Source organism: Planococcus sp. ISL-109 (assembly GCF_018613655.1).
GTDB lineage: Bacteria > Bacillota > Bacilli > Bacillales_A > Planococcaceae > Planococcus.
Genome location: NZ_JAGGPW010000004.1, coordinates 294,882 through 315,471 on the forward strand (window position 1 = coordinate 294,882; position 20,590 = coordinate 315,471).

Here is a 20,590-nt window from a genome sequence, read left to right on the forward strand (position 1 = left end):
GTTGGTCATCTATGATAAAATTTACCATGATAAAATTTGCCGAAATGGGGGATAATCATGAAGAAGCAAAATTGGCTAGTGCCAGCGTGCGCAGTTCTCTTGCTTGGCGCTTGTGCTGAAGAACAATCAGCAGAACAGTCGGCAACAGAAGAAATGGCAACGGCTGAAGTGAGCGGGAAAGAAACAGAAGAAGAACCGGCTGAAGATGAAAAAGCAACTGAAGAAGCCGTGGAAGAAGAGGAACAAGAAGAGGAACAAGAAGAGGAACAAGCAGAGGCGGCCGATGAACCAAGCTATCGGATCAATCCACAGAACTCCAAAGTGGAGCCGATAGGAGATGCTAATGAACAAGCAGTTCTTATTACGGTTGATGACGCACCCGATACATATGCACTTGAAATGGCTGAAATTTTAAATGAACTCGATGTGCCGGCTATTTTCTTTGTGAACGGGCATTTTTTGGATACCGAGGAAGAAAAGGAAACATTAGCGAAGATTTATGACATGGGCTTTGCAATCGGCAATCACACGAATACCCATGTTAATTTAAAGCAATCCACAGAGACTGTGCAGCAGGAGGAAATTGTTTCGCTCAATGATACGGTGGAAGCGATCATCGGTGAAGCGCCCCGGTTTTTCCGGGCTCCGTTCGGCGTGAACACTGAATTCAGCAATGCACTTTCAAAAGAGCAGGGAATGGTGCGCATGAACTGGACATACGGCTATGACTTCATGCAGGGCTATATGGAAGAAGCGGCACTAGCGGATATCATGGTCAACGCACCTGAACTCAATAGCGGGGGTAATTTGTTGATGCACGACCGGGAATGGACGAAAGAGGCATTGCCTGAAATCATCAAGGGGCTGCGGGATAAAGGCTACGATTTTGTTGATCCGGACGAAATAGAAGGAATCCAATCGTAAAAAAAGGTTCTGGCTAAATATGCCAGAACCTTTTTCTTGTGGAACATGTATCGGGAATTCTAGCGGAATGCTTGATGTTCTTTAATGACGTGCAATGTTTGCAGGGAATCGTCTTCAGGTCCCTGCACCGGCAAGCCTGCAGCAATATTGGTGTGGATATAGGAAATATTTTCCTCGGTAATGATCTCTCCCGGAATGAAAATTGGAATGCCTGGTGGATAAATCATAATAAACTCTGCGGAAATGCGGCCGACTGCCAGGTCGATCGGGACGATTTCCGTATCAGCGTAAAAAGCATCGCGCGGAGTCATTGCTAGGCGCGGAATGTCCGGCAACAAGACGATGGGTTCCATTATGGCGTTTTCCGTCTCGAGTGCACTACTCATCCGCTGCAACGCATTGACGAGCAAATTGATTTCTTTGCGACTGTCCCCGAGCGTAACGAGGCACAGAATATTGTAAAGGTCAGATAGCTCGATTTCAATATTAGCATTCTCTCGCAGCCATTCTTCCGCCTGATGGCCGGTAATCCCGAGATTTTTGACGCTGATCAATAATTTCGTCGGATCCATATCGAACGTTGCGGAAGAATTGAGCAGCTCTTTTCCAACGCAATGGAGGTGTTGGATTTTATTGATGCGCTTGCGGGCGTCTTGAGCTAAACGGATTGTCCGGTCGATCAGGTCGAAGCCATGTATAGCAAGCTGCCTGCGCGCCGTATCAAGTGATGCCAAAATTGGGTAGGACGTGGAAGTTGTCGTGAGCATCGACAAGGTGGCTTGCACGCGCTTTGGCGACACCAGCCCTTCCCGCACATTCAAGACAGAGCTTTGCGTCATCGAGCCGCCCAGTTTGTGGACCGACGTGGCCGCCATATCCGCGCCCGCTGACATAGCCGAGACCGGCAGTGATTTGTGGAAATGGATATGGACTCCGTGTGCTTCGTCGACAAGCACCGGGATATCTTTCTTATGGGCGATATCCACGATGCGTTTCAAATCCGCGGCTACACCGAAATAAGTTGGATTGATGACGAGAACCGCTTTGGCATCGGGGTATTCAATCAATGCTTTCTCCACTGATTCCGGAGAAATGCCGTGGGAAATCCCGAGATCCGGATCGACTTCGGGGTGGATAAAGACCGGGATGGCTCCGGCAAATACGATCGCCGACATGATTGATTTATGGACGTTGCGCGGAACGAGAATTTTGTCGTTCGGCCCGACGACACTCAGAATCATCGTCATGATTGCGCCGGTAGTTCCTTGCACAGAGAAGAACGTGTAATCTGCACCGAACGCCTGCGCTGCCAGTTCCTGTGCTTCTTTAATGGCGCCTTTTGGGGAATGCAGGTCATCTAGTGGAGCTATATTGATGAGATCTATCGATAAGATATTGTCGCCGACAAATTCCCGGAATGCCGGATCGACGCCTTGGCCTTTTTTATGGCCCGGAATGTGAAATTGTATAGGATGCCGATTTCGATGCTTTAATAATGCATCAAAGAGTGGAGTTTCGAGTTGGGACAATGGGACGTGCACCTCACTTTACTAAAATGAAAACAAGAAAAATTATAGCATGCGAAAGATTTTGTTACTATACATATACTTGCAATGCATCAGTTATTTTCTTGGAGCATATATAGGGAAGCTGCCCGGGAAAAGGAATTTCAACAAGTATCGCGAATAGAAAACTTGAGGACCTAAAAAAGGAGTGGAATTATGGCGTTTAAAACGAAAATAACAGAACTGCTCGGCATCGACTACCCAATTATCCAAGGAGGCTTGGCTTACTTGGCATATGCTGACCTTGCCGCCGCTGTCTCGAATGCTGGCGGTTTAGGTCAGATTACAGCGATGAGTTTGCCGGGTCCGGATGAATTGCGAAGAGAGATCCAAAAAGTCCGCGAACTGACGGGTCGGCCATTCGGCGTGAATTTTGCGATTGGAGAGCACGGCAGGCCCTTTTCACATATGCTCGATGTTGCCATCGAAGAAAATGTGCCGGTCGTCTCGATGACGGGGGGCAATCCGACGCCGATATTCGAACAATTGAAAGGCACATCAATCAAGAAATTGGTGTTGGTGGCAGCAAGGCGACAAGCTGAAAAAGCCGAACAGCTCGGTGCAGATGCGGTCATGGTTGTCGGGCACGAAGGCGGTGGACATCTCGGGCGTGATGATATCGGGACGATGGTGCTCATCCCGCAAGTGGTCGATGCGGTGTCGATTCCAGTCATCGCATCCGGTGGTATCGGCGACGGACGTGGCTGGATGGCAGCACACGCCCTTGGTGCAGAAGGAATTGAAATGGGCACACGCTTCATCGCGACAAAAGAATGTGTCCATGCATCACAACTTTACAAGCAAAACTTGATTGACAGCACAGAAAACGATACCGTAATCATTAAGCGCAGCATCGGTGCACCGGCGCGTACGCTCGCCAACACATGGACCGACCAGATTTTGGCGGTTGAAAAAGAAACACCGACCTACGAAGCACTGAAGGATTATATTAGCGGCACCGCCAACAAGCGCTATATTTACGACGGCGATGCTGAAAAAGGCTTTGGATGGGCTGGGCAAGTGACAGGGTTGATCCACGATGTGCCGTCTGTGCAGGAGCTGTTCGACCGGATGGTTAGACAGGCTGAGGACATTCGCGCACGTTGGGGTATTACTGAAGGAAAGTAGGCGAGAGAGATGGATTATTCGTATCCATTTTCCATTGACTGGACGACGGATGAAATCGTCGATGTCGTGGAATTTTTTCAAGCGATCGAGGATGCATATGAAAAAGGCATCAAACGGGAAGAGTTGATGGATAAATACCGGAAGTTCAAAAAGGTTGTGCCTTCGATGGCTGAAGAAAAAAACTATTTCCGTGAGTTCGAAGAAGAAAGCAGCTATGTAAGCTACGCGGTCATCAAAAGGATGAAAGAAGCATCGGGCGACGAATTGATCCGCATTAAAAAATCATGAAAAAACCGCCGTTCAGCGCTGAACGGCGGTTTTTTCGTTAATTTGGAGCAAGTTGCGGTAGACAGGCAATAACTCGCGGAATGTTTTTTCTGCAAATGCATAAAATGCGTCTTTATCAAGTGATAAAGCGTCAGTCCGTGCCAGGTGGCGGCCGATAACCAGTTCACCTTTTTTGACATCGCGAAGACGGACCAGTAATTTTTCGATTCCTTGTTCGCCAAGTGACTCGATGGCTTCAGCGTCCGGCTTCATATGGTCGCCGGAAACCACAAAGTCATTCGGCAATTCACTTAAAGCGTCGAGCTTGATGAGCTTGTTCGCCATGTCCGGTTTGCCGGGAGCTTCATAAATCACAGCGAGAATGACAAATACATGACTGTTCCACAACCCAATCTGAAAATGGGGAACTGCTTTATACCCGCGCTTATAGGGAGCAAACGCCACCCAGCTGTCATTTGGCGGATTTACGGTGCGCCGCATATGCTTTGCCACATGCGGAAAAAATTCATCTCCAGTTTCCCCGGAGAAATAAGCCGAGAAGTCTTGCCCCAACTCTTCGAATTTCGGGCGGACATAATTTGTCAAAGCTTCCATTCGTGCTTCAAGGCCGTCGGTTTCAAAAACATGAAAATCCTGCTCAGTCCAATAAGAGTTCATGATTATTCCTCCTTAAATGCAACATCAGGTTTTAGTGTAACGAAGTTTGGAAAGAAAGAATATAAATAAGTTTTCAGCAATCGGAATTGGGGTAAAGGAGGATAACAAACATCGCGGTCGGAATATTCCGATAACGTGGGAAGGGGCGCTCAAAATGAAACAGATGATTCAGGTTATCCGAAAGGCGGATGTAGAGAAAGAATACGTCAACACGTTGAAGCTAGAGCTTGATTACGAATTGGCCACCTTGTACGATGCAATGCAGCAAAACGACGACGAGCAAAAAGCGAAGAGCAAGAAGCGGCTTACTGAAATACAGGTAGAACTGGAGGCCCTTCATGCACTGTGAAAAATCATCCATACCTTAAAGGCATCTGCTGGCAAAAGACAGCGGATGCCTTTTTCGTTATACTAGAGAGAAATGAGGGGGAAATCTTACATGGATCAGCACGCAATGGACCGTTACATAAAATCGATGATAAAAGAAGCGGGGCACCGCATCCGAAATTCATTTCTTAGCGATATTACGGTCGATACAAAAGCTCACGCAAATGATCTTGTCACCAATGTAGACAAAGAAGTGGAAAAGTTTTTTATCCGCCACATCCGTAAAGATTTTCCTGGCCACCGCGTGTTCGGGGAAGAAGGCTTCGGTGACAACATTGAAGAGTTGAGCGGTACCGTTTGGCTATTGGATCCGATTGACGGCACGATGAATTTTGTGCATCAACGGCGCAATTTCGCCATTTCGCTCGGCATCTATGAAGATGGCGTCGGGAAGATGGGTTATATTTATGATGTCGTCAATGATGATCTCTACCACGCAATTGAAGGCGGAGGCGCTTATTACAACGATGAACGGCTGAAGAAGCTTTTTGAAACGGACATTAACGAATCGATTATCGGCATGAATCCGATTTGGGCGACACCGAACTCCCATATCGACCATGAAGCGACGATCCGCCTGGTCCATGATGTGCGCGGCGTGCGCTCGTACGGCTCTGCGGCACTGGAGCTCGCATATTTGGCGAGCGGGCGCATCGATGCATATATCTCCATGCGGCTTTCACCTTGGGACATTGCGGGGGGGTTAGTCATGGCCAAAGAAGTCGGCGCTGTCGCGAGCACTTTTTCCGGCGAACCGGTAAACCTTTTAAAGTCGGATACGTTTGTAGCTGCAAACCCGTCCATTCACGGCAAATTGATCAACGAGTACATCAAGCCGAAACAACCATAATGCAAGACAAAGAAAAAAGAGGCGGAAAAATCCGCCTCTTTTTCTTGTGGAGTTATAGTATTCCGGCTTCTCGCATGTCTTTTTTCCGTTTGAATCCGAGCCCCATAACAGCGAGCAATAATAAGATTGAAAGGGCGATTCCCGGCATGCTGCGCAGCGCAACTGCAACACCGATCAACACCATTGCGCCAATGGCAGCAAGTGAATAAAGCACAAAAACCCATTTTATATTATGCCATGATTCTATGACCGCTTCTTTCATTCCATCTAACCTCCTGCGTATGCATGAAATAAAATCGTAGGGTTTTTCCCCTATATGTGCTATACTAGCACAGTTATAGGCTCGAAAAAAGAATATTGGAGTGAAAGTTATGACTAACCTTAGAAACGATTTACGTAACATTGCAATTATCGCACACGTTGACCACGGCAAAACGACATTGGTGGATCAGTTGCTTCAGCAATCCGGAATCTTCCGATCAAACGAACATGTTGATGAGCGGGCGATGGACTCCAACGACATTGAAAGAGAACGCGGAATTACGATTCTCGCAAAAAACACCGCGATTCAATATAAAGACGCTAAGATCAACATTTTGGATACTCCTGGACACGCCGACTTCGGCGGTGAAGTGGAGCGTATCATGAAAATGGTTGATGGTGTTTTACTCGTTGTCGATGCTTATGAAGGCTGTATGCCGCAAACGCGCTTTGTTCTTAAAAAAGCGCTTGAGCAAAACTTGAAGCCGATTGTAGTCGTCAACAAAATCGACCGCGATTTCGCGCGTCCTGATGAAGTTGTCGATGAAGTCATCGAATTGTTCATCGAACTTGAAGCGAACGACGACCAATTGGAATTCCCGGTTATTTTTGCTTCCGGCATGAATGGAACTGCAAGTCTTTCATCTGATCCTGCTGACCAAGAAGAAACTATGCAGGTCATTTACGATGCAATTATGGACCACGTCCCAGCACCAATCGACAACCGTGAAGAGCCGCTGCAATTCCAAGTAGCGCTTCTTGACTACAGTGATTATGTTGGCCGTATCGGAATCGGACGCGTATTCCGCGGCACGATTGAAGTTGGACAATCCGTATCATTAATGAAATTGGACGGATCCATTAAAAACTTCCGCGTCACCAAAATCCACGGATTTATGGGGCTGAAACGCGTTGAGATCCAAAAAGCCGAAGCAGGCGATTTGATTGCCATCTCGGGCATGGAAGATATCAACGTAGGTGAAACTGTGACACCACAGGATCACCAGGAAGCATTGCCGATCCTCCGCATCGATGAGCCGACTTTACAGATGACATTCCTTGTCAACAACAGTCCGTTTGCCGGTAAAGAAGGAAAATGGATCACTTCCCGGAAGATTCAGGAACGTTTGGATGCGCAGTTGCAAACTGATGTATCTTTGCGTGTAGACCCTACGGATTCACCGGATGCTTGGGTAGTATCAGGCCGCGGTGAGTTGCATTTGTCGATCCTGATTGAAAACATGCGCCGTGAAGGATTCGAGCTGCAGGTTTCAAAACCTGAAGTAATCGTCCGCATGGTTGATGGCGTTCGCTGTGAGCCGGTTGAACGCGTACAAGTAGACGTTCCTGAAGAGTACACGGGATCGATCATTGAATCCCTTGGCGAACGCAAAGGCGAAATGCTTGATATGATCAATAACGGAAGCGGGCAAGTGCGTCTTGTCTTTAACGTTCCTGCACGTGGATTGATCGGTTATACAACTGAATTCCTGACGCAGACTCGTGGCTACGGTATCATCAACCATACGTTTGACAGCTACCAACCAGTAGCATCCGGCCGTGTTGGCGGACGTCGCCAAGGCGTTCTTGTTTCAATGGAACGCGGAAAATCTTCAACTTATGGTTTGATGGGTATCGAAGACCGTGGAACTTCATTTGTTGAAGTGGGTACTGAAATCTATGAAGGCATGATTGTCGGTGAACATAACCGCGACAGCGACTTGACTGTTAACATCGTTAAGATCAAAGCTGCGACAAATATCCGTTCAGCGAACAAAGACCAGACGACTACGATGAAGAAACGCCGCATCATGAGCTTGGAAGAAGCACTTGAGTACTTGAATGATGATGAGTATTGTGAAATCACTCCGCAATCAATTCGCTTGCGCAAGAAAATTCTTGATAAAAGCGAGCGCGAACGTGTTTCGAAGAAAAAGAAAGTAGCCATCGAAGAATAAATAACCGGAAGGATGTATAATCAGTGGACGAACAGTCTTTTGTCTTTGAGAATATGTATCCGGTAGCCCGAGTTCTTTACCAGAACTTGCCGAGCTATGAAATGGCGGGATATGCACTTTTTGCAGTCATCTTCATTTTGTCGGCACTTGTGTATAAACTGGGCTTTGCCAAAAAACTGCCTTTAGGAAAAAATGCAGTGATCATCTTGTTTTTGGCTGCAGGTGGATTAGGTTTAACATTTTTGGCCTTTTTCCTTCCTGTAGTCGAAGGTTTGGTTATTGCCGCATTGATCCTCATTCTCTATAAAATCCGCCTTTGGCGCGAAAAACGTGAAAACGCTGCTTCTCATTGAGAAGCAGCGTTTTTTCGTTCGAATGTTTTGTAAAGGACTGGCAACAATAGTGCATATGTCAGATGAGCGAGGATCCAATAAAGAAAAGCCTCTATGTCTGTTGGGCTGGGTACATCGGCTTCAACGGCAAGAAAAGATAACGGAAAAAATAATAAGTAAGTCGGCAAAGTCAAAATGAGGCTTAGTATGGTCAATTGCCCGAACGTATACTTGCGGCGCTTGGCCAAATAAACATAAACGATCCCGATCACTAAGGAAATGATCAAATGAAAAACAAATTCAGTCAGCTCGGACCAGTCGACCTGGCCGATGGTTGGGATAAAATCAACATTCAGCAATAGCTCATAAATGCGGACCCCCGTTACTTTTTGCATCCACTTCATCAAAAGGCCAAGTATGAGGCCGCTCCAGAATCCAATCCAAAGTCCTTTTAAAATCTTCATTAAAAATCATCCTCAATGCTGCGGGAGCTGCGGAAGAAATGGAACGCGCCTGTGGCGAGGCGCTCTTCGGTCCGTTTGGCGATCCGTTCGTTGCATTCCTGGCACATATGCGTGTGGATCGGCCGATTGCGGAGGCGCTTCGCTTGCAGCGTATCTTCTTCAAGCTCTTCAATTTTATCGCAGATGACGCATTGTACGCGCATAGTGGTTCCTCCTATTCGACTCGGATAGCATGAATATGTGTAATCGGTTGATCCACATTCGAGCCATCGGGCAATAGAATATGAACCGGGCCATCTTCGCGGAGCGGTTTGCCGTTTTCACTGAATTTGAAGATCAATTTTTTGGCATGTTCGATCGGGAAGACATGTTCGCCGGAAGCTGTTTCAAATACGACTTTTGAAGCGCTTGCGTTCGGCTCCGCGTTTTCCAAAAATGGCTGGAAGCGCATGCCGAATGTTCCTGTAAGCATGGCTTGTTTTTCATGTCGTTTGTATTTCTTTTCAGAGTTTAAAGTAGGCGGCACGGTCGCACCTTCCATGATTTCGCGCGACCAATGTTCACCCATCCCGCGTTTGTATTCTTCGAGTTCATCTTTAACGATTTGCTCTTCTGTGAAGAAGGTTTGAAGATCGAGTTTCCGGTCGTCGAAAATCCACACGGTCGGATCCAAAGTTAATTTGTATGCGACTTCGCCTTTAAACGGTACTATGAATTCCATAAGTAAAACCCTCCATTATAGTATCTCTCTTCCTCAGTATACCTGTTCACATGCAATTCCCAAAGTGTTTAATCCTTATAGGGAGAGACTTGCAATTTAACGAAGTTAAAGATACACTTTATACAGGCTATTGGAGCAGAAATACGAGTGATGGGGGAGTCCTCATGGAACATACAGAAGAACAGACTTATCAAGAAAAAGCGTTGGAACTCCTTAAAGCTGATGCAGAGAAAATAGAGCAATTGATCAAGGTGCAGATGGACCATCTGACTTTGCCTTCCTGCCCTTTATATGAAGAAGTTCTTGATACGCAAATGTTTGGCTTGTCACGGGAAATCGATTTTGCGGTTAAGCTTGGCTTGATCGAACGTGAAACCGGAAAAAATTTAATGGATACGCTGGAGAAGGGATTATCTGTTCTTCATGAAGCGTATACAAATAAATGACCCAAAACTCAAACGATTCCTGTTTGAGTTTTTTTACTAATGAATCCAATTGAATGAGGGAAAAAACCTATGAAATCCTACATCAAGAAATACGCGAAGTACATCGATTATCCGCTATTATTCACCTACCTGGCCTTGACGATATTCGGGCTGATCATGATCTATTCCTCCAGCATGGCGTGGTCCGTAAACTATTACAACGATTCGCCGGACCGCTTTTACATACAACAACTGATCAACTTGGCGATTGCCTACCCCGCATTTTTAGTGGCAGCCATTTTCCCGTACAAACATTTCAATAAAAAATGGATGATGGCGACTGTGCTCGCCGTTATCTTCACCGGTCTCATCCTTGTGCACTTTATCGGTTTTGCGGCGGGTGGCGCAAGAAGTTGGATCAGCCTTGGCTTCGCCAATATCCAACCGTCGGAAGTTGCAAAAGTCGGCATCATCTTTTATTTGGCTGGTGTGTTCTCCAACAAATACCGAAACGGTTCCATCAATAAATTGAATGAATCGATTTTTCCTCCTGTCATCATTTTGACGGGTGTGCTGCTATTGGTGTTCCTCGAGCCGGATCTTGGTTCAATGGTCATCATCGGAGCGGTCGGCCTGTCAGTCATGGCGGCGTCCGGCGTCCGCTTAAAGCCATTTATCAAATTGGCCGGCATGGTTGTTGCCGCTGCGGCGGTCTTCATTGTGCCAATGATGGTGTTTGCGCGCGATCTGATTTTTACTGAAAAGCGGATGGGGCGCATCGATGCGTTTTTTAATCCTTTTTCGGATGAACTCGGCTTCGGTTTTCAGATTGTCAATGGTTATTTGGCGATCGGGTCAGGGGGCTTAAGTGGTCTCGGGCTTGGCCAGTCGATTCAAAAACTCGGCTATTTACCGGAGCCGCATACGGATTTCATCATGTCGGTCATTGCCGAAGAACTCGGCGTTTTCGGCGTTTTCTTTGTAATCGGCGGACTTGGATTTATCGTGCTGCGCGGATTATGGATCGCGATGACGACAACAGATCCGCTCGCGCGAATGCTTGCAGCTGGCGTGGCGAGCATGATTGGCATCCAGTCTTTCGTCAACTTGGGCGGCCTTTCCGGAATTATTCCGCTGACAGGAGTCACGCTTCCCTTTATAAGCTATGGCGGAACGTCCGTTATTTTGTTATCGTTAGCTATGGGAGTATTAATGAATGTTTCCATGTTCAATAAATACGAAAAAACGAAAAAGTAAAGGGTGTGCGACAGAGTGAAAGAGATGAATAAAATCTTGGTAGCCAACCGCGGAGAAATTGCTATTCGGATCTTCCGCGCCTGTACAGAACTGAATCTTCGGACAGTTGCGATTTATTCGCAGGAAGATAGTGGTTCGTTTCATCGTTACAAAGCAGACGAATCGTATTTAGTCGGCAAAGGCAAAAAGCCGATCGATGCTTATTTGGACATTGAAGACATTATTCGCATTGCAAAAGATTCGGATGTTGACGCAATTCATCCTGGATACGGGTTCTTGTCAGAAAACGTCCATTTTGCGCGGCGTTGTGAAGAAGAAGGTATCATCTTCATCGGCCCAACGTCCCGTCATCTCGATATGTTCGGGGACAAGGTCAAGGCCCGTGGCCAGGCCATTGCTGCAGGCATTCCAGTCATTCCCGGTACGGATGGCCCCGTCGAATCGCTCGAAGAAATTGAGGCATTCAGCAAACAAGCCGGATTCCCGCTCATGATCAAAGCTTCACTCGGCGGCGGCGGACGCGGCATGCGTATCGTCAAAGATCAAAGTGAACTGGCTTCTGCATACGAACGGGCAAAATCCGAAGCGAAAGCTGCATTCGGTTCCGATGAAATGTATGTGGAAAAGTTCGTGGACAAACCAAAACACATTGAAGTACAGATTTTAGGAGATGCTGATGGTAATATCATCCATTTATATGAACGCGATTGTTCGATCCAGCGGCGCCACCAGAAAGTAGTGGAAATTGCACCTTCCAACTCGATCAGTGAAAGCTTGCGCAACGAAATCTGCGATGCGGCAGTCAAATTGATGAACAACATCGATTACATAAATGCTGGAACCGTTGAATTTCTGGTAGCTGGGAATGAGTTTTATTTCATTGAAGTCAACCCCCGCATCCAAGTGGAGCATACCATTACTGAAATGGTTACAGGGATCGACATCGTCCATGCCCAAATCAATATCGCACGTGGGCATACGCTCCACAGCGATGTAATCGGCATTCCAAAACAAGAAGATATCCCATTGTTCGGTTTTGCCATCCAATCCCGGGTTACGACGGAGGATCCGTTGAACGACTTTATGCCGGATGCCGGACGTTTGATGGTTTATCGCTCAGGCGGCGGTTTTGGCGTTCGCTTGGATGCCGGAAATGGATTCCAGGGAGCGGTCATTTCCCCGTATTACGATTCTTTGCTCGTGAAAGTTTCCACTTGGGGGACGACGTTCAAGGAAGCGGCTGCTAAAATGGACCGCAACTTGCAGGAATTCCGGATCCGGGGCATTAAAACGAATATCCCGTTTCTTGAAAATGTAGTAAAACATCAAAACTTCATCAATGGTGATTTTGATACAAGCTTTATCGACAGCACACCGGAATTGTTCATTTTCCCTGTGCGCCAAGACCGTGGAACGAAATTGCTCAGCTATATCGGCAATGTCACGGTTAACGGCTTCCCTGGAATCGAAAAGAAAAAGAAACCGGTTCATGCAGCACCACGCAAGCCTGAAATCGATATCATCACAGAAGTCCCAAAAGGCACGAAGCAAATCCTGGACGAGCGAGGCCCAGAAGGCTTGGCTAAGTGGATCCTTGAGCAGGATGATGTCTTGTTGACAGATACGACATTGCGCGATGCCCATCAATCGCTTCTTGCAACTCGCATGCGTTCCCATGATATGTTCGCGGTAGCAAAAGAAACCGCACGCCTTCAGAGCGATTTGTTCTCGATGGAAATGTGGGGCGGGGCAACGTTTGATGTATCGTACCGCTTCTTAAAAGAAGATCCGTGGCAGCGCCTCATCAAATTGCGTGAGGACGTTCCGAACGTCTTGTTCCAAATGCTGTTCCGCGGAGCGAATGCAGTTGGCTATAAGAACTATCCGGACAATGTCATCCGTGAATTCGCACGGACATCAGCGGATGCAGGAATCGATGTGTTCCGTATTTTCGACAGCTTGAACTGGATCAAAGGCATGGAAGTTGCAATTGATGAAGTCCGGAACTCCGGCAAAGTCGCGGAAGCCGCGATTTGCTATACGGGTGATATTCTCGACCCGAGCCGTGATAAATACACGGTGCAGTATTATAAAGATATGGCGAAAGAGCTCGAAGCTGCAGGCGCCCATATTCTGGCAATCAAAGATATGGCCGGTCTGTTGAAGCCGGAAGCGGCATACCGCCTTGTTTCCGAACTGAAAGATACGGTTTCCTTGCCAATTCATCTGCACACACACGACACGAGCGGAAACGGCATCTACCTATACTCCAAAGCGATCGAAGCGGGCGTCGATATCGTCGACACGGCTCTTGGCACAATGGCAGGGCTTACATCCCAGCCGAGCGCCAACACGCTATATTACGCGATGAGCGGCGGCAAACGGAAAGTCCGCGCCGACATCAAGTCACTTGAAATATTGTCCCATTACTGGGAAGATGTCCGCAAATACTACTCTGATTTCGAAAGCGGCATGAACAGTCCACATTCAGAAATCTATGTGCATGAAATGCCAGGCGGCCAATACAGCAACTTACAGCAGCAAGCGAAAGCGGTCGGCCTCGGCATGCGCTGGGAAGCAGTGAAAGAAATGTACTCCCGTGTTAACTTATTGTTCGGAGATGTCGTGAAAGTAACTCCATCATCGAAAGTTGTAGGGGACATGGCGTTGTTCATGGTCCAAAACGATTTGGACGAAGAGACGGTGCTGACGCGCGGCGAAAGCATCGATTTCCCTGAATCGGTCATCGAATTTTTCGAAGGCTATATCGGCCAGCCACATGGCGGATTCCCGAAAGAGTTGCAAGATGTCGTTTTAAAAGAACGCAAGCCGATCACGGTACGTCCGGGTGAGCTTTTGGAACCGGCAGATTTTGAAGGCATCGAGAAAAAATTATTCGCCCGCTTGGAACGTCCGGTGACGAGCCACGAAGTGTTGGCTTATGCGCTTTATCCGAAAGTGTTCGAAGAATATACTGTCACCAATCAAACATTCGGTGATGTATCCGTTCTTGATACGCTGACATTCCTTTACGGGATGCGCCTCGGCGAGGAAATCGAAGTCGACATCGAAAAAGGTAAAACTTTGATGATCAAACTCGTGTCCATCGGCGAGCCGCAAAAAGACGGTACACGCATCATTTACTTCGAATTGAACGGCCAGCCACGTGAAGTGAGCATACAAGATATAACAGTGGAAACTGACCAGTCGGCAAAACCAAAAGCCGATCCGACTAAAGAAAACCATATCGCAGCAACAATGCCTGGCACCGTGCTCAAAGTAATCGGTGAAAAAGGGCTGAAAGTAAAACGTGGCGATCACTTGCTCGTCACAGAAGCGATGAAGATGGAGACGACCGTCCAGGCGCCATTTGACGGAACGATCCAGGAAATTTATGTGACTGCTGGAGACGGCATTTCTACAGGAGATCTGTTGATCGAAATGGAAACAAAATAAAAAAATTCCGGTGCGAACTTCGCACCGGAATTTTTTATTTGCTCTTGATGAATTTGCTTCTCGAGACGAGCAGGACCATATAGCACAGTAATCCGAACAGCATTGAAATCAGCAAAGAATGCATCAATGCGACAGCCAAGTTAAGTTTCGTCAAGACGGCCAGCATGCCGGTCGTAGCCTGCAACAGCACAATGATGAAGGCGATGAGCCAGCCCCAATAAATTACACGTTGGTCGCGGTAATGGCGGTATGCATGGAGAGCAATGATGCCGAGCCAGATGACGATGAGCGCAGCAGCAAAGCGGTGACCCATCTGAACCCATTCGTACATGTTGCTGGGGAGAGCAAACTGATCATTGCGGCATAACGGCCAATCGGAACAAATCAAGCTTGAATCCGTGTGGCGGACCAGTGCTCCCGTATAAACGACAATATATGAATACAAAGTGACACCGATCGTGTGGAATTTCAATTTGCGCCCGATCTGCACGCGATCAGCATCAAACTTCCGATCGACTTCGAAGACGAGCAAAGTCAATAGCAGAACAGCCGCAAAAGAAATCAGTGAAATACCGAAATGAAGAGCAAGAATGAAATCTCCTTGTCCCCATAAAACTTGAGCAGCTCCGATTAAGGCTTGGAGCACGAGGAAGAATACGGCTAAAACCGCAAGGAATTTCGTTTCCCGCACATGGCCGAACTTGCGCCAAGCCCATACTGCGAGAATCACAATGAGAATGCCGACAACGCCTGTAACCAAACGATGTGAAAACTCGATCAATACTTCTGGTGTGATTTCGCGTGGAATCAGATTGCCGTTGCAATCTGGCCAGTTCCGCCCGCAGCCCAAGCCGCTGTCGGTTTTCGTGACAAGCGCACCGCCAAGGAGAATGAGCAGCATGCCAAGAGTCGCGAGCACACCGAACACTTTTATATAAATGTTACTTTTCAATATGTCACCTACTTTTTTTAGAAAAACTTTTATCCTTGTATATAACCTGCATACTCGATGATAGCGAAACTGCGTTTAAAATACAACGAGAAATGAGCGTTCGCCTAAACTTTCAAGATTTGGACATAATAACAGCGACCTTCACAAACTGTTCAAAAACAACGTTTTTTCTATCTTAAAATAACGAGGAACCTACTGTATGATTAAAGATGAATATAAGTAAGACCAATTGCGTGAAATCATCATTTATATCAGGAAATTTCAGTAATATGTAGAAAAAGCGCTGGAATTTAGATATAGTTATGATTAGCGGAATATGCTTACAACTTTGAAAGGAGGGAGTTATATGTCAAACGGCCGGTCTTTGCCTGCAGAACCGACTGAAGCTGTGGAAGCGACTACGTTCACAAAAGACTTTTTGGCACTTATTAAAATTGGGATAGTGAATTCCAATTTGATTACAGTCTTCACGGGGCTTTGGCTCGCATTCCAGTTTTCAGGAACGAACTTTCTTGACCATATGGACATTCTCGTCTACACACTCGCCGGTTCGGCATTGATCATAGCGGGGTCTGCGGCGATGAATAATTACATCGACACAGACATCGATCCACTGATGGCTAGCAAAAGATCTCGCCCAACGGTTACGGGCAGGTTTAAGCCATCCGCTGTCTTGGCACTCGCCATTTCTTTCATCGTTATAGGCGAACTCTTTTTGTTTTCCGCTTCTGTTTCAGCAGGGCTACTGGGAATAGCCGGCATTTTCGCTTATGTCGTACTTTATTCGATGTGGTCGAAGAGAAGGCATGTTGGAAATACGATCGTCGGCAGCATCTCCGGAGCTATCCCGCCATTAATCGGGTGGGCTGCTGTGGAGCCGACGCTCGGTATGGGCGCATGGGCGTTGTTTCTGATTATGTTCATCTGGCAACCGCCGCATTTTTATGCGCTAGCAATGAAACGGACGGAAGAGTATCGGGCTGCAAATATCCCGATGCTGCCGGTGGTCAAAGGGTTCCACCGGACAAAAAAATCGATGCTTGCATGGGTTTTACTGCTGTTTCCATTGCCGTTTTTACTGACGGAACTGGGAATTGGCTTCATTATCTTAGCCACTGCTTTGAATATCGGATGGTTAGTTCTGGCAATCCGAGGCTTTAGTGTGGCGGATGATTTGAAATGGGCGAAGAAAATGTTCATCTATTCGTTGAATTATATGACGATTCTATTTGTATCGATGATCATTTTTGCAGTTTTCGTCTAAATTTCATTTTCACTTATATGTAAAACATTTTATTCAGAGAGGGGTATGAAAAGCTATGATGAAAGGACCAAAGAAATGGCGCCTTTTCGCATTGATGACCGCATTGCTTGTTGTTCTTTCGGGATGCGGGCGCGAAGAAATTTCGACGCTGATACCGGCTGGTAAGGTCGCACAAGATCAGTTCAACTTGCTGATATTGTCTTCCGTCGTCATGTTATTTGTTATCATCGTCGTCTCAATCATCTATGTATTGGCAATTGTGAAATTCCGCCGTTCAAAAGTAGGGGAGGATATGATCCCTGAACAAGTCGAAGGAAGTGCACGGCTTGAGTTTATCTGGACTGCAATTCCAATCGTCCTGCTTTTGATCCTCGCTGTCCCTACAGTTTATTCCACATTCGACTTGGCAGATGTCACGGCGATGGATGCACAAACTGAAGAAGGCATTGCTGAGAGCTTGACGGTCAACGTCACCGGTAAACTTTACTGGTGGGAATTCGAATATCCTGAACAAGGAATCATTACAGCTCAGGAACTCGTTGTTCCAACAGGAGAGCGCGTTTACTTCAACTTGATTTCGGCAGACATCAAGCACTCTTTCTGGATTCCGTCAATTGGCGGTAAGCTAGACGTCAACCCTGAAAACGTCAACACGTTCTACTTGGAATTCGACCGTGAATCGGCAGAGCTTGATAACGGCGTATTTTACGGAAAATGTGCTGAGCTTTGCGGCCCATCCCATGCTTTAATGGACTTCAAAGTGAAATCGCTTAACCGCGAAGACTTTGATCAATGGGTAGCTGGAATGCAGGAAGAACAAGAAGCACCTACAGAAGCTGTTGCTCAAGAAGGTCAAGCACTATTTGAGCAAAGCTGTATCGCATGCCACGCAACTAGTGGTGTAGGAGCTACTCCGGGAGTCGGTCCGAACCTTGCAACATTCGGTGACCGCAACACAGTTGCCGGCTTCATGGAACATAACGAAGAAAACTTGAAAAACTGGATTGCAGATCCACAGCAATATAAGCCAGGTAACTTGATGCCGAATGCAGCTTCACTGAATAATGGTGAGCCATTCTCTGATCAGGAACTTGATGCTCTTGCTGCATACTTGATGGGCTTGAAAGTGGAAGAGTAAAGATTCAGAGCTTAAAAAAGGAGGTAAACTATTGTGAGTTCTAACGCTCAAAAAACGGGCTTCGGTGCTACAATATGGGACTACATAACAACAGTAGACCATAAGAAAATCGCAATCCTCTACTTGATCTCCGGCGGATTTTTCTTCCTAGTCGGCGGCGTAGAAGCGATGCTGATCCGGATTCAGTTAATGAAAGCCGGAAATGATTTTCTCAGTGCCGGAACGTATAACGAAGTTTTAACGATGCACGGTACGACCATGATCTTCCTGGCAGCGATGCCGATTCTTTTTGCATTTATGAACTCCATCGCGCCTTTGCAAATTGGTGCGCGTGATGTTGCCTTTCCATTCCTGAACTCACTAGGGTTCTGGCTGTTCTTCTTCGGTGGTGTCTTCTTGAACCTTTCTTGGTTCTTGGGTGGTGCACCGGATGCAGGGTGGACAAACTACGCTTCCTTGGCACTCGCTTCTGAAGGCCACGGAATAGACTTTTATTCACTCGGTTTAACGATATCCGGTTTCGGTAGTTTGATCGCAGGGATTAACTTCCTGGTAACGATCATCAACATGCGTGCACCGGGTATGACTTATATGAGAATGCCATTGTTCACATGGACGACATTTGTGGCATCTGCCTTGATTCTCTTGGCATTCCCTCCACTAACAGTCGGTATCTTCTTCATGATATTTGACCGTTTGTTCGGAGCGAACTTCTTTGATGTAACGATGGGCGGTAATACAATCATCTGGGAGCATTTCTTCTGGATCTTTGGTCACCCGGAAGTTTACATCTTGATCTTGCCAGCATTTGGTATTTTCTCTGAGATTTTTGCGATATTCTCTCGCAAGCGTCTGTTCGGATACACGGCACTCGTGTTTGCAACAATCTTGATCGGTTTCTATGGCTTCATGGTATGGGCTCACCATATGTTCACAACGGGTCTTGGGCCAACTGCGAACGCAGTATTCGCCTTGGCTACGATGATCATCGCGGTACCGACAGGAATCAAAATCTTTAACTGGCTATTGACGATTTGGGGCGGAAGCATTTCCTTTACAGTCCCGATGATTTACGCAGTAGCATTTATTCCATCATTCACTGCGGGTGGGGTAACTGGTGTCATGCAGGCAATCGCTCCTCTTGATTACCAGCTTCACGATTCATACTTTATCGTCGCTCACTTCCACTACGTAATCGTTGGTGGTGTCGTGCTCGCAATTTTGGCAGGTACGCATTTGTACTGGCCGAAGATGTTCGGTACGATGTTGAGCGAGAAACTCGGAAAATGGACATTCTGGTTCTTCTTCATCGGATTCCATTTGACATTCTTTATCCAGCATTTCCTCGGTCTTATGGGCATGCCTCGCCGTGTTTACACGTTCGGAGCCGATCAGGGCTGGGATCTCTTTAACGCCATCAGTACAGTAGGCGCATTCTTCATGGCAGTCGGCGTAATCATTCTTCTTGTGAACGTCGTAATGACTACCATCAAAAATGAGCGCGTTGGAAATGACCCATGGGGCGACGGACGTACGCTTGAATGGGCGATTCCTTCACCACCGCCATTCTATAACTTTGCACAGACTCCGCTTGTCCGTGGACTAGATCCTTATTGGATCGAGAAAATGGAAGGAAATAAAGAAGGTATGATTTACGCAGAACCGCTTGGCGATATCCACATGCCGAACAATTCCTTTATTCCATTTGTCATGTCACTCGGTATGTTCGTTGCATCATTTGGTGCTTTGTATCATCTAGATGGCGACAAAGCTTGGGCATTGCCGGTATTGATCATCGGTCTTGGAATCACATTCGGTTCGATGCTAGTCCGTTCATGGAAAGATGATCTTGGCTTCATTGTTACAAAAGAAGAATTGATTGCGGATCAAGAACGCATTCAAAGAGAAGCACAAGCGCGGGAAGGAGGCAAAAACGGTGGACTTAAATAAGCGATATACCCCACAAACTTGGCCGGATCATCCTGAAACGGCGACGCTCGAAGGAAAGAACAAGTTCGTTGGTTTCTGGTTGCTGCTAGCTGCTGAAACAGTCACCTTCGCCTCTCTCTTTGCAACATATTTAGCATTAAAAGACAAAGGGCCGAGCGGAATGGAATTTACCGCAGCCGGATTGTTCGAACTTCCACTGGTCTTTGCGATGACGATGATTCTTCTGACTTCATCTTTGACAAGTGTGTATGCAATTTACCATATGAAAAACCATAATTTCAAAGCGATGCAAGCATGGCTTGGCATAACCGTTCTTCTCGGTTTAACGTTCCTAGGCTTGGAAATCTATGAGTTTAATCATTATGTTCACCTTGGCTTTGGTTTTACCAATAGTGCATTTAGTTCCGCCTTCTATGTTTTAGTCGGAACGCACGGAGCCCACGTTGTTTTCGGACTTAGCTGGTTTATCGCCTTGATGCTCCGAAATGCAAAACGAGGCCTGAATATGTACAATGCACCGAAGTTCTACCTCGCAGCTCTATACTGGCATTTCATTGACGTAGTGTGGGTGTTCATCTTCACTGTAGTCTATCTGATGGGAGTGATCGGTTAA

General features: G+C 46.8%; 21 protein-coding genes. 14 read left to right on the forward strand and 7 right to left on the reverse strand.

Going from position 1 to position 20,590, the window contains the following annotated elements; genetic code table 11:
* Nucleotides 1-57 precede the first annotated feature (57 nt).
* The gene (locus J7E21_RS03245) at nt 58-924 is read left to right on the forward strand and encodes a polysaccharide deacetylase family protein (RefSeq protein WP_215104676.1); all 867 of its coding nucleotides are present in this window, start codon (nt 58-60) and stop codon (nt 922-924) included.
* 59 nt (nt 925-983) lie between these two features.
* On the opposite strand, the gene J7E21_RS03250 is transcribed toward J7E21_RS03245, so the two are convergent.
* Nucleotides 984-2,453, reverse strand: a complete 1,470-nt coding sequence (locus J7E21_RS03250; RefSeq protein ID WP_215104678.1) for an aminotransferase class I/II-fold pyridoxal phosphate-dependent enzyme — start codon at nt 2,451-2,453, stop codon at nt 984-986.
* Nucleotides 2,454-2,645: 192 nt separating this feature from the next.
* Here J7E21_RS03250 and J7E21_RS03255 point away from each other — a divergent pair, with 192 nt between their 5' ends.
* On the forward strand, nt 2,646-3,617 hold the full coding sequence (locus J7E21_RS03255) for an NAD(P)H-dependent flavin oxidoreductase (protein WP_215104680.1): 972 nt from the start codon (nt 2,646-2,648) through the stop codon (nt 3,615-3,617).
* 9 nt (nt 3,618-3,626) lie between these two features.
* On the forward strand, nt 3,627-3,905 hold the full coding sequence (locus J7E21_RS03260) for a UPF0223 family protein (protein ID WP_215104682.1): 279 nt from the start codon (nt 3,627-3,629) through the stop codon (nt 3,903-3,905).
* A 12-nt stretch (nt 3,906-3,917) separates the two neighbouring features.
* Here J7E21_RS03260 and J7E21_RS03265 read toward each other — a convergent pair whose 3' ends face one another.
* Nucleotides 3,918-4,562, reverse strand: a complete 645-nt coding sequence (locus J7E21_RS03265) for a YktB family protein (RefSeq protein WP_215104684.1) — start codon at nt 4,560-4,562, stop codon at nt 3,918-3,920.
* Nucleotides 4,563-4,716: 154 nt separating this feature from the next.
* On the opposite strand from J7E21_RS03265, the gene J7E21_RS03270 reads away from it, so the two are divergent.
* Both J7E21_RS03270 and J7E21_RS03275 read left to right on the forward strand, forming a co-directional pair.
* Entirely contained in the window at nt 4,717-4,911 is a 195-nt protein-coding gene (locus J7E21_RS03270) for a hypothetical protein (protein ID WP_215104686.1), read from the forward strand.
* A 90-nt stretch (nt 4,912-5,001) separates the two neighbouring features.
* Nucleotides 5,002-5,799: an inositol monophosphatase family protein gene (locus J7E21_RS03275; RefSeq protein WP_215104688.1), complete on the forward strand. Its 798-nt coding sequence runs from the start codon at nt 5,002-5,004 to the stop codon at nt 5,797-5,799.
* Between the two features lie 52 nt (nt 5,800-5,851).
* Here the strand turns inward: J7E21_RS03275 and J7E21_RS03280 are convergent, their stop codons facing one another.
* Nucleotides 5,852-6,061 carry a YlaF family protein gene (locus tag J7E21_RS03280; RefSeq protein WP_215104690.1) on the reverse strand — a complete coding sequence of 70 codons (210 nt, stop codon included), beginning with the start codon at nt 6,059-6,061 and terminating at the stop codon, nt 5,852-5,854.
* Between the two features lie 109 nt (nt 6,062-6,170).
* Between J7E21_RS03280 and typA the strand changes: the two genes are divergently transcribed.
* Nucleotides 6,171-8,018, forward strand: a complete 1,848-nt coding sequence (gene typA, locus J7E21_RS03285) for a translational GTPase TypA (RefSeq protein WP_215104692.1) — start codon at nt 6,171-6,173, stop codon at nt 8,016-8,018.
* A 23-nt stretch (nt 8,019-8,041) separates the two neighbouring features.
* Nucleotides 8,042-8,371, forward strand: a complete 330-nt coding sequence (locus tag J7E21_RS03290) for a YlaH-like family protein (RefSeq protein ID WP_215104694.1) — start codon at nt 8,042-8,044, stop codon at nt 8,369-8,371.
* Here J7E21_RS03290 and J7E21_RS03295 read toward each other — a convergent pair.
* Genes J7E21_RS03295 through J7E21_RS03305 form a run of 3 tightly spaced genes read right to left on the reverse strand, consistent with a single transcriptional unit; the run spans nt 8,365 to nt 9,535 of the window.
* A complete protein-coding gene (locus J7E21_RS03295) occupies nt 8,365-8,814 on the reverse strand; it encodes a hypothetical protein (RefSeq protein ID WP_215104697.1) in 450 nt (149 codons plus the stop codon). The genes J7E21_RS03290 and J7E21_RS03295 overlap by 7 nt on opposite strands.
* Nucleotides 8,814-9,017 carry a YlaI family protein gene (locus tag J7E21_RS03300; protein WP_215104699.1) on the reverse strand — a complete coding sequence of 68 codons (204 nt, stop codon included), beginning with the start codon at nt 9,015-9,017 and terminating at the stop codon, nt 8,814-8,816. The genes J7E21_RS03295 and J7E21_RS03300 overlap by 1 nt, the downstream gene beginning before the upstream one ends.
* Before the next feature lie 11 nt (nt 9,018-9,028).
* The gene (locus tag J7E21_RS03305; protein ID WP_215104701.1) at nt 9,029-9,535 is read right to left on the reverse strand and encodes a peptidyl-prolyl cis-trans isomerase; all 507 of its coding nucleotides are present in this window, start codon (nt 9,533-9,535) and stop codon (nt 9,029-9,031) included.
* A gap of 164 nt (nt 9,536-9,699) precedes the next feature.
* On the opposite strand from J7E21_RS03305, the gene J7E21_RS03310 reads away from it, so the two are divergent.
* From J7E21_RS03310 to pyc, 3 genes are all read left to right on the forward strand, one after another.
* Nucleotides 9,700-9,981 (forward strand): Fpa/YlaN family protein, encoded by a 282-nt coding sequence (locus J7E21_RS03310; RefSeq protein WP_215104703.1) that lies wholly within the window; start codon nt 9,700-9,702, stop codon nt 9,979-9,981.
* A 69-nt stretch (nt 9,982-10,050) separates the two neighbouring features.
* Nucleotides 10,051-11,217: an FtsW/RodA/SpoVE family cell cycle protein gene (locus tag J7E21_RS03315; protein ID WP_215104705.1), complete on the forward strand. Its 1,167-nt coding sequence runs from the start codon at nt 10,051-10,053 to the stop codon at nt 11,215-11,217.
* 15 nt (nt 11,218-11,232) lie between these two features.
* A complete protein-coding gene (gene pyc, locus J7E21_RS03320; RefSeq protein WP_215104707.1) occupies nt 11,233-14,673 on the forward strand; it encodes a pyruvate carboxylase in 3,441 nt (1,146 codons plus the stop codon).
* 34 nt (nt 14,674-14,707) lie between these two features.
* Here pyc and J7E21_RS03325 read toward each other — a convergent pair whose 3' ends face one another.
* Nucleotides 14,708-15,625 carry a COX15/CtaA family protein gene (locus tag J7E21_RS03325; RefSeq protein WP_215104709.1) on the reverse strand — a complete coding sequence of 306 codons (918 nt, stop codon included), beginning with the start codon at nt 15,623-15,625 and terminating at the stop codon, nt 14,708-14,710.
* Between the two features lie 346 nt (nt 15,626-15,971).
* Here J7E21_RS03325 and cyoE point away from each other — a divergent pair, with 346 nt between their 5' ends.
* Genes cyoE through J7E21_RS03345 form a run of 4 tightly spaced genes read left to right on the forward strand, consistent with a single transcriptional unit; the run spans nt 15,972 to nt 20,590 of the window.
* Nucleotides 15,972-16,889, forward strand: a complete 918-nt coding sequence (gene cyoE, locus J7E21_RS03330) for a heme o synthase (RefSeq protein WP_215104711.1) — start codon at nt 15,972-15,974, stop codon at nt 16,887-16,889.
* Between the two features lie 55 nt (nt 16,890-16,944).
* Nucleotides 16,945-18,027, forward strand: coding sequence for a cytochrome c oxidase subunit II (coxB, locus tag J7E21_RS03335; RefSeq protein ID WP_215104713.1), 1,083 nt, complete (start codon nt 16,945-16,947; stop codon nt 18,025-18,027).
* Between the two features lie 33 nt (nt 18,028-18,060).
* On the forward strand, nt 18,061-19,977 hold the full coding sequence (locus tag J7E21_RS03340) for a cytochrome c oxidase subunit I (RefSeq protein ID WP_215104715.1): 1,917 nt from the start codon (nt 18,061-18,063) through the stop codon (nt 19,975-19,977).
* On the forward strand, nt 19,964-20,590 hold the full coding sequence (locus J7E21_RS03345; RefSeq protein WP_215104717.1) for a cytochrome (ubi)quinol oxidase subunit III: 627 nt from the start codon (nt 19,964-19,966) through the stop codon (nt 20,588-20,590). The genes J7E21_RS03340 and J7E21_RS03345 overlap by 14 nt, the downstream gene beginning before the upstream one ends.

Coding starts and splice junctions, on each gene's coding strand:
- typA (WP_215104692.1), top strand. CDS start 6,171: ATGACTAACCTTAGAAACGATTTACGTAACATTGCAATTATCGCACAC.
- coxB (WP_215104713.1), top strand. CDS start 16,945: ATGATGAAAGGACCAAAGAAATGGCGCCTTTTCGCATTGATGACCGCA.
- J7E21_RS03295 (WP_215104697.1), bottom strand. CDS start 8,814: ATGAAGATTTTAAAAGGACTTTGGATTGGATTCTGGAGCGGCCTCATA.
- J7E21_RS03315 (WP_215104705.1), top strand. CDS start 10,051: ATGAAATCCTACATCAAGAAATACGCGAAGTACATCGATTATCCGCTA.
- J7E21_RS03265 (WP_215104684.1), bottom strand. CDS start 4,562: ATGAACTCTTATTGGACTGAGCAGGATTTTCATGTTTTTGAAACCGAC.
- J7E21_RS03270 (WP_215104686.1), top strand. CDS start 4,717: ATGAAACAGATGATTCAGGTTATCCGAAAGGCGGATGTAGAGAAAGAA.
- J7E21_RS03255 (WP_215104680.1), top strand. CDS start 2,646: ATGGCGTTTAAAACGAAAATAACAGAACTGCTCGGCATCGACTACCCA.
- J7E21_RS03305 (WP_215104701.1), bottom strand. CDS start 9,535: ATGGAATTCATAGTACCGTTTAAAGGCGAAGTCGCATACAAATTAACT.
- J7E21_RS03245 (WP_215104676.1), top strand. CDS start 58: ATGAAGAAGCAAAATTGGCTAGTGCCAGCGTGCGCAGTTCTCTTGCTT.
- cyoE (WP_215104711.1), top strand. CDS start 15,972: ATGTCAAACGGCCGGTCTTTGCCTGCAGAACCGACTGAAGCTGTGGAA.
- J7E21_RS03260 (WP_215104682.1), top strand. CDS start 3,627: ATGGATTATTCGTATCCATTTTCCATTGACTGGACGACGGATGAAATC.
- J7E21_RS03300 (WP_215104699.1), bottom strand. CDS start 9,017: ATGCGCGTACAATGCGTCATCTGCGATAAAATTGAAGAGCTTGAAGAA.
- J7E21_RS03275 (WP_215104688.1), top strand. CDS start 5,002: ATGGATCAGCACGCAATGGACCGTTACATAAAATCGATGATAAAAGAA.
- J7E21_RS03310 (WP_215104703.1), top strand. CDS start 9,700: ATGGAACATACAGAAGAACAGACTTATCAAGAAAAAGCGTTGGAACTC.
- J7E21_RS03280 (WP_215104690.1), bottom strand. CDS start 6,061: ATGAAAGAAGCGGTCATAGAATCATGGCATAATATAAAATGGGTTTTT.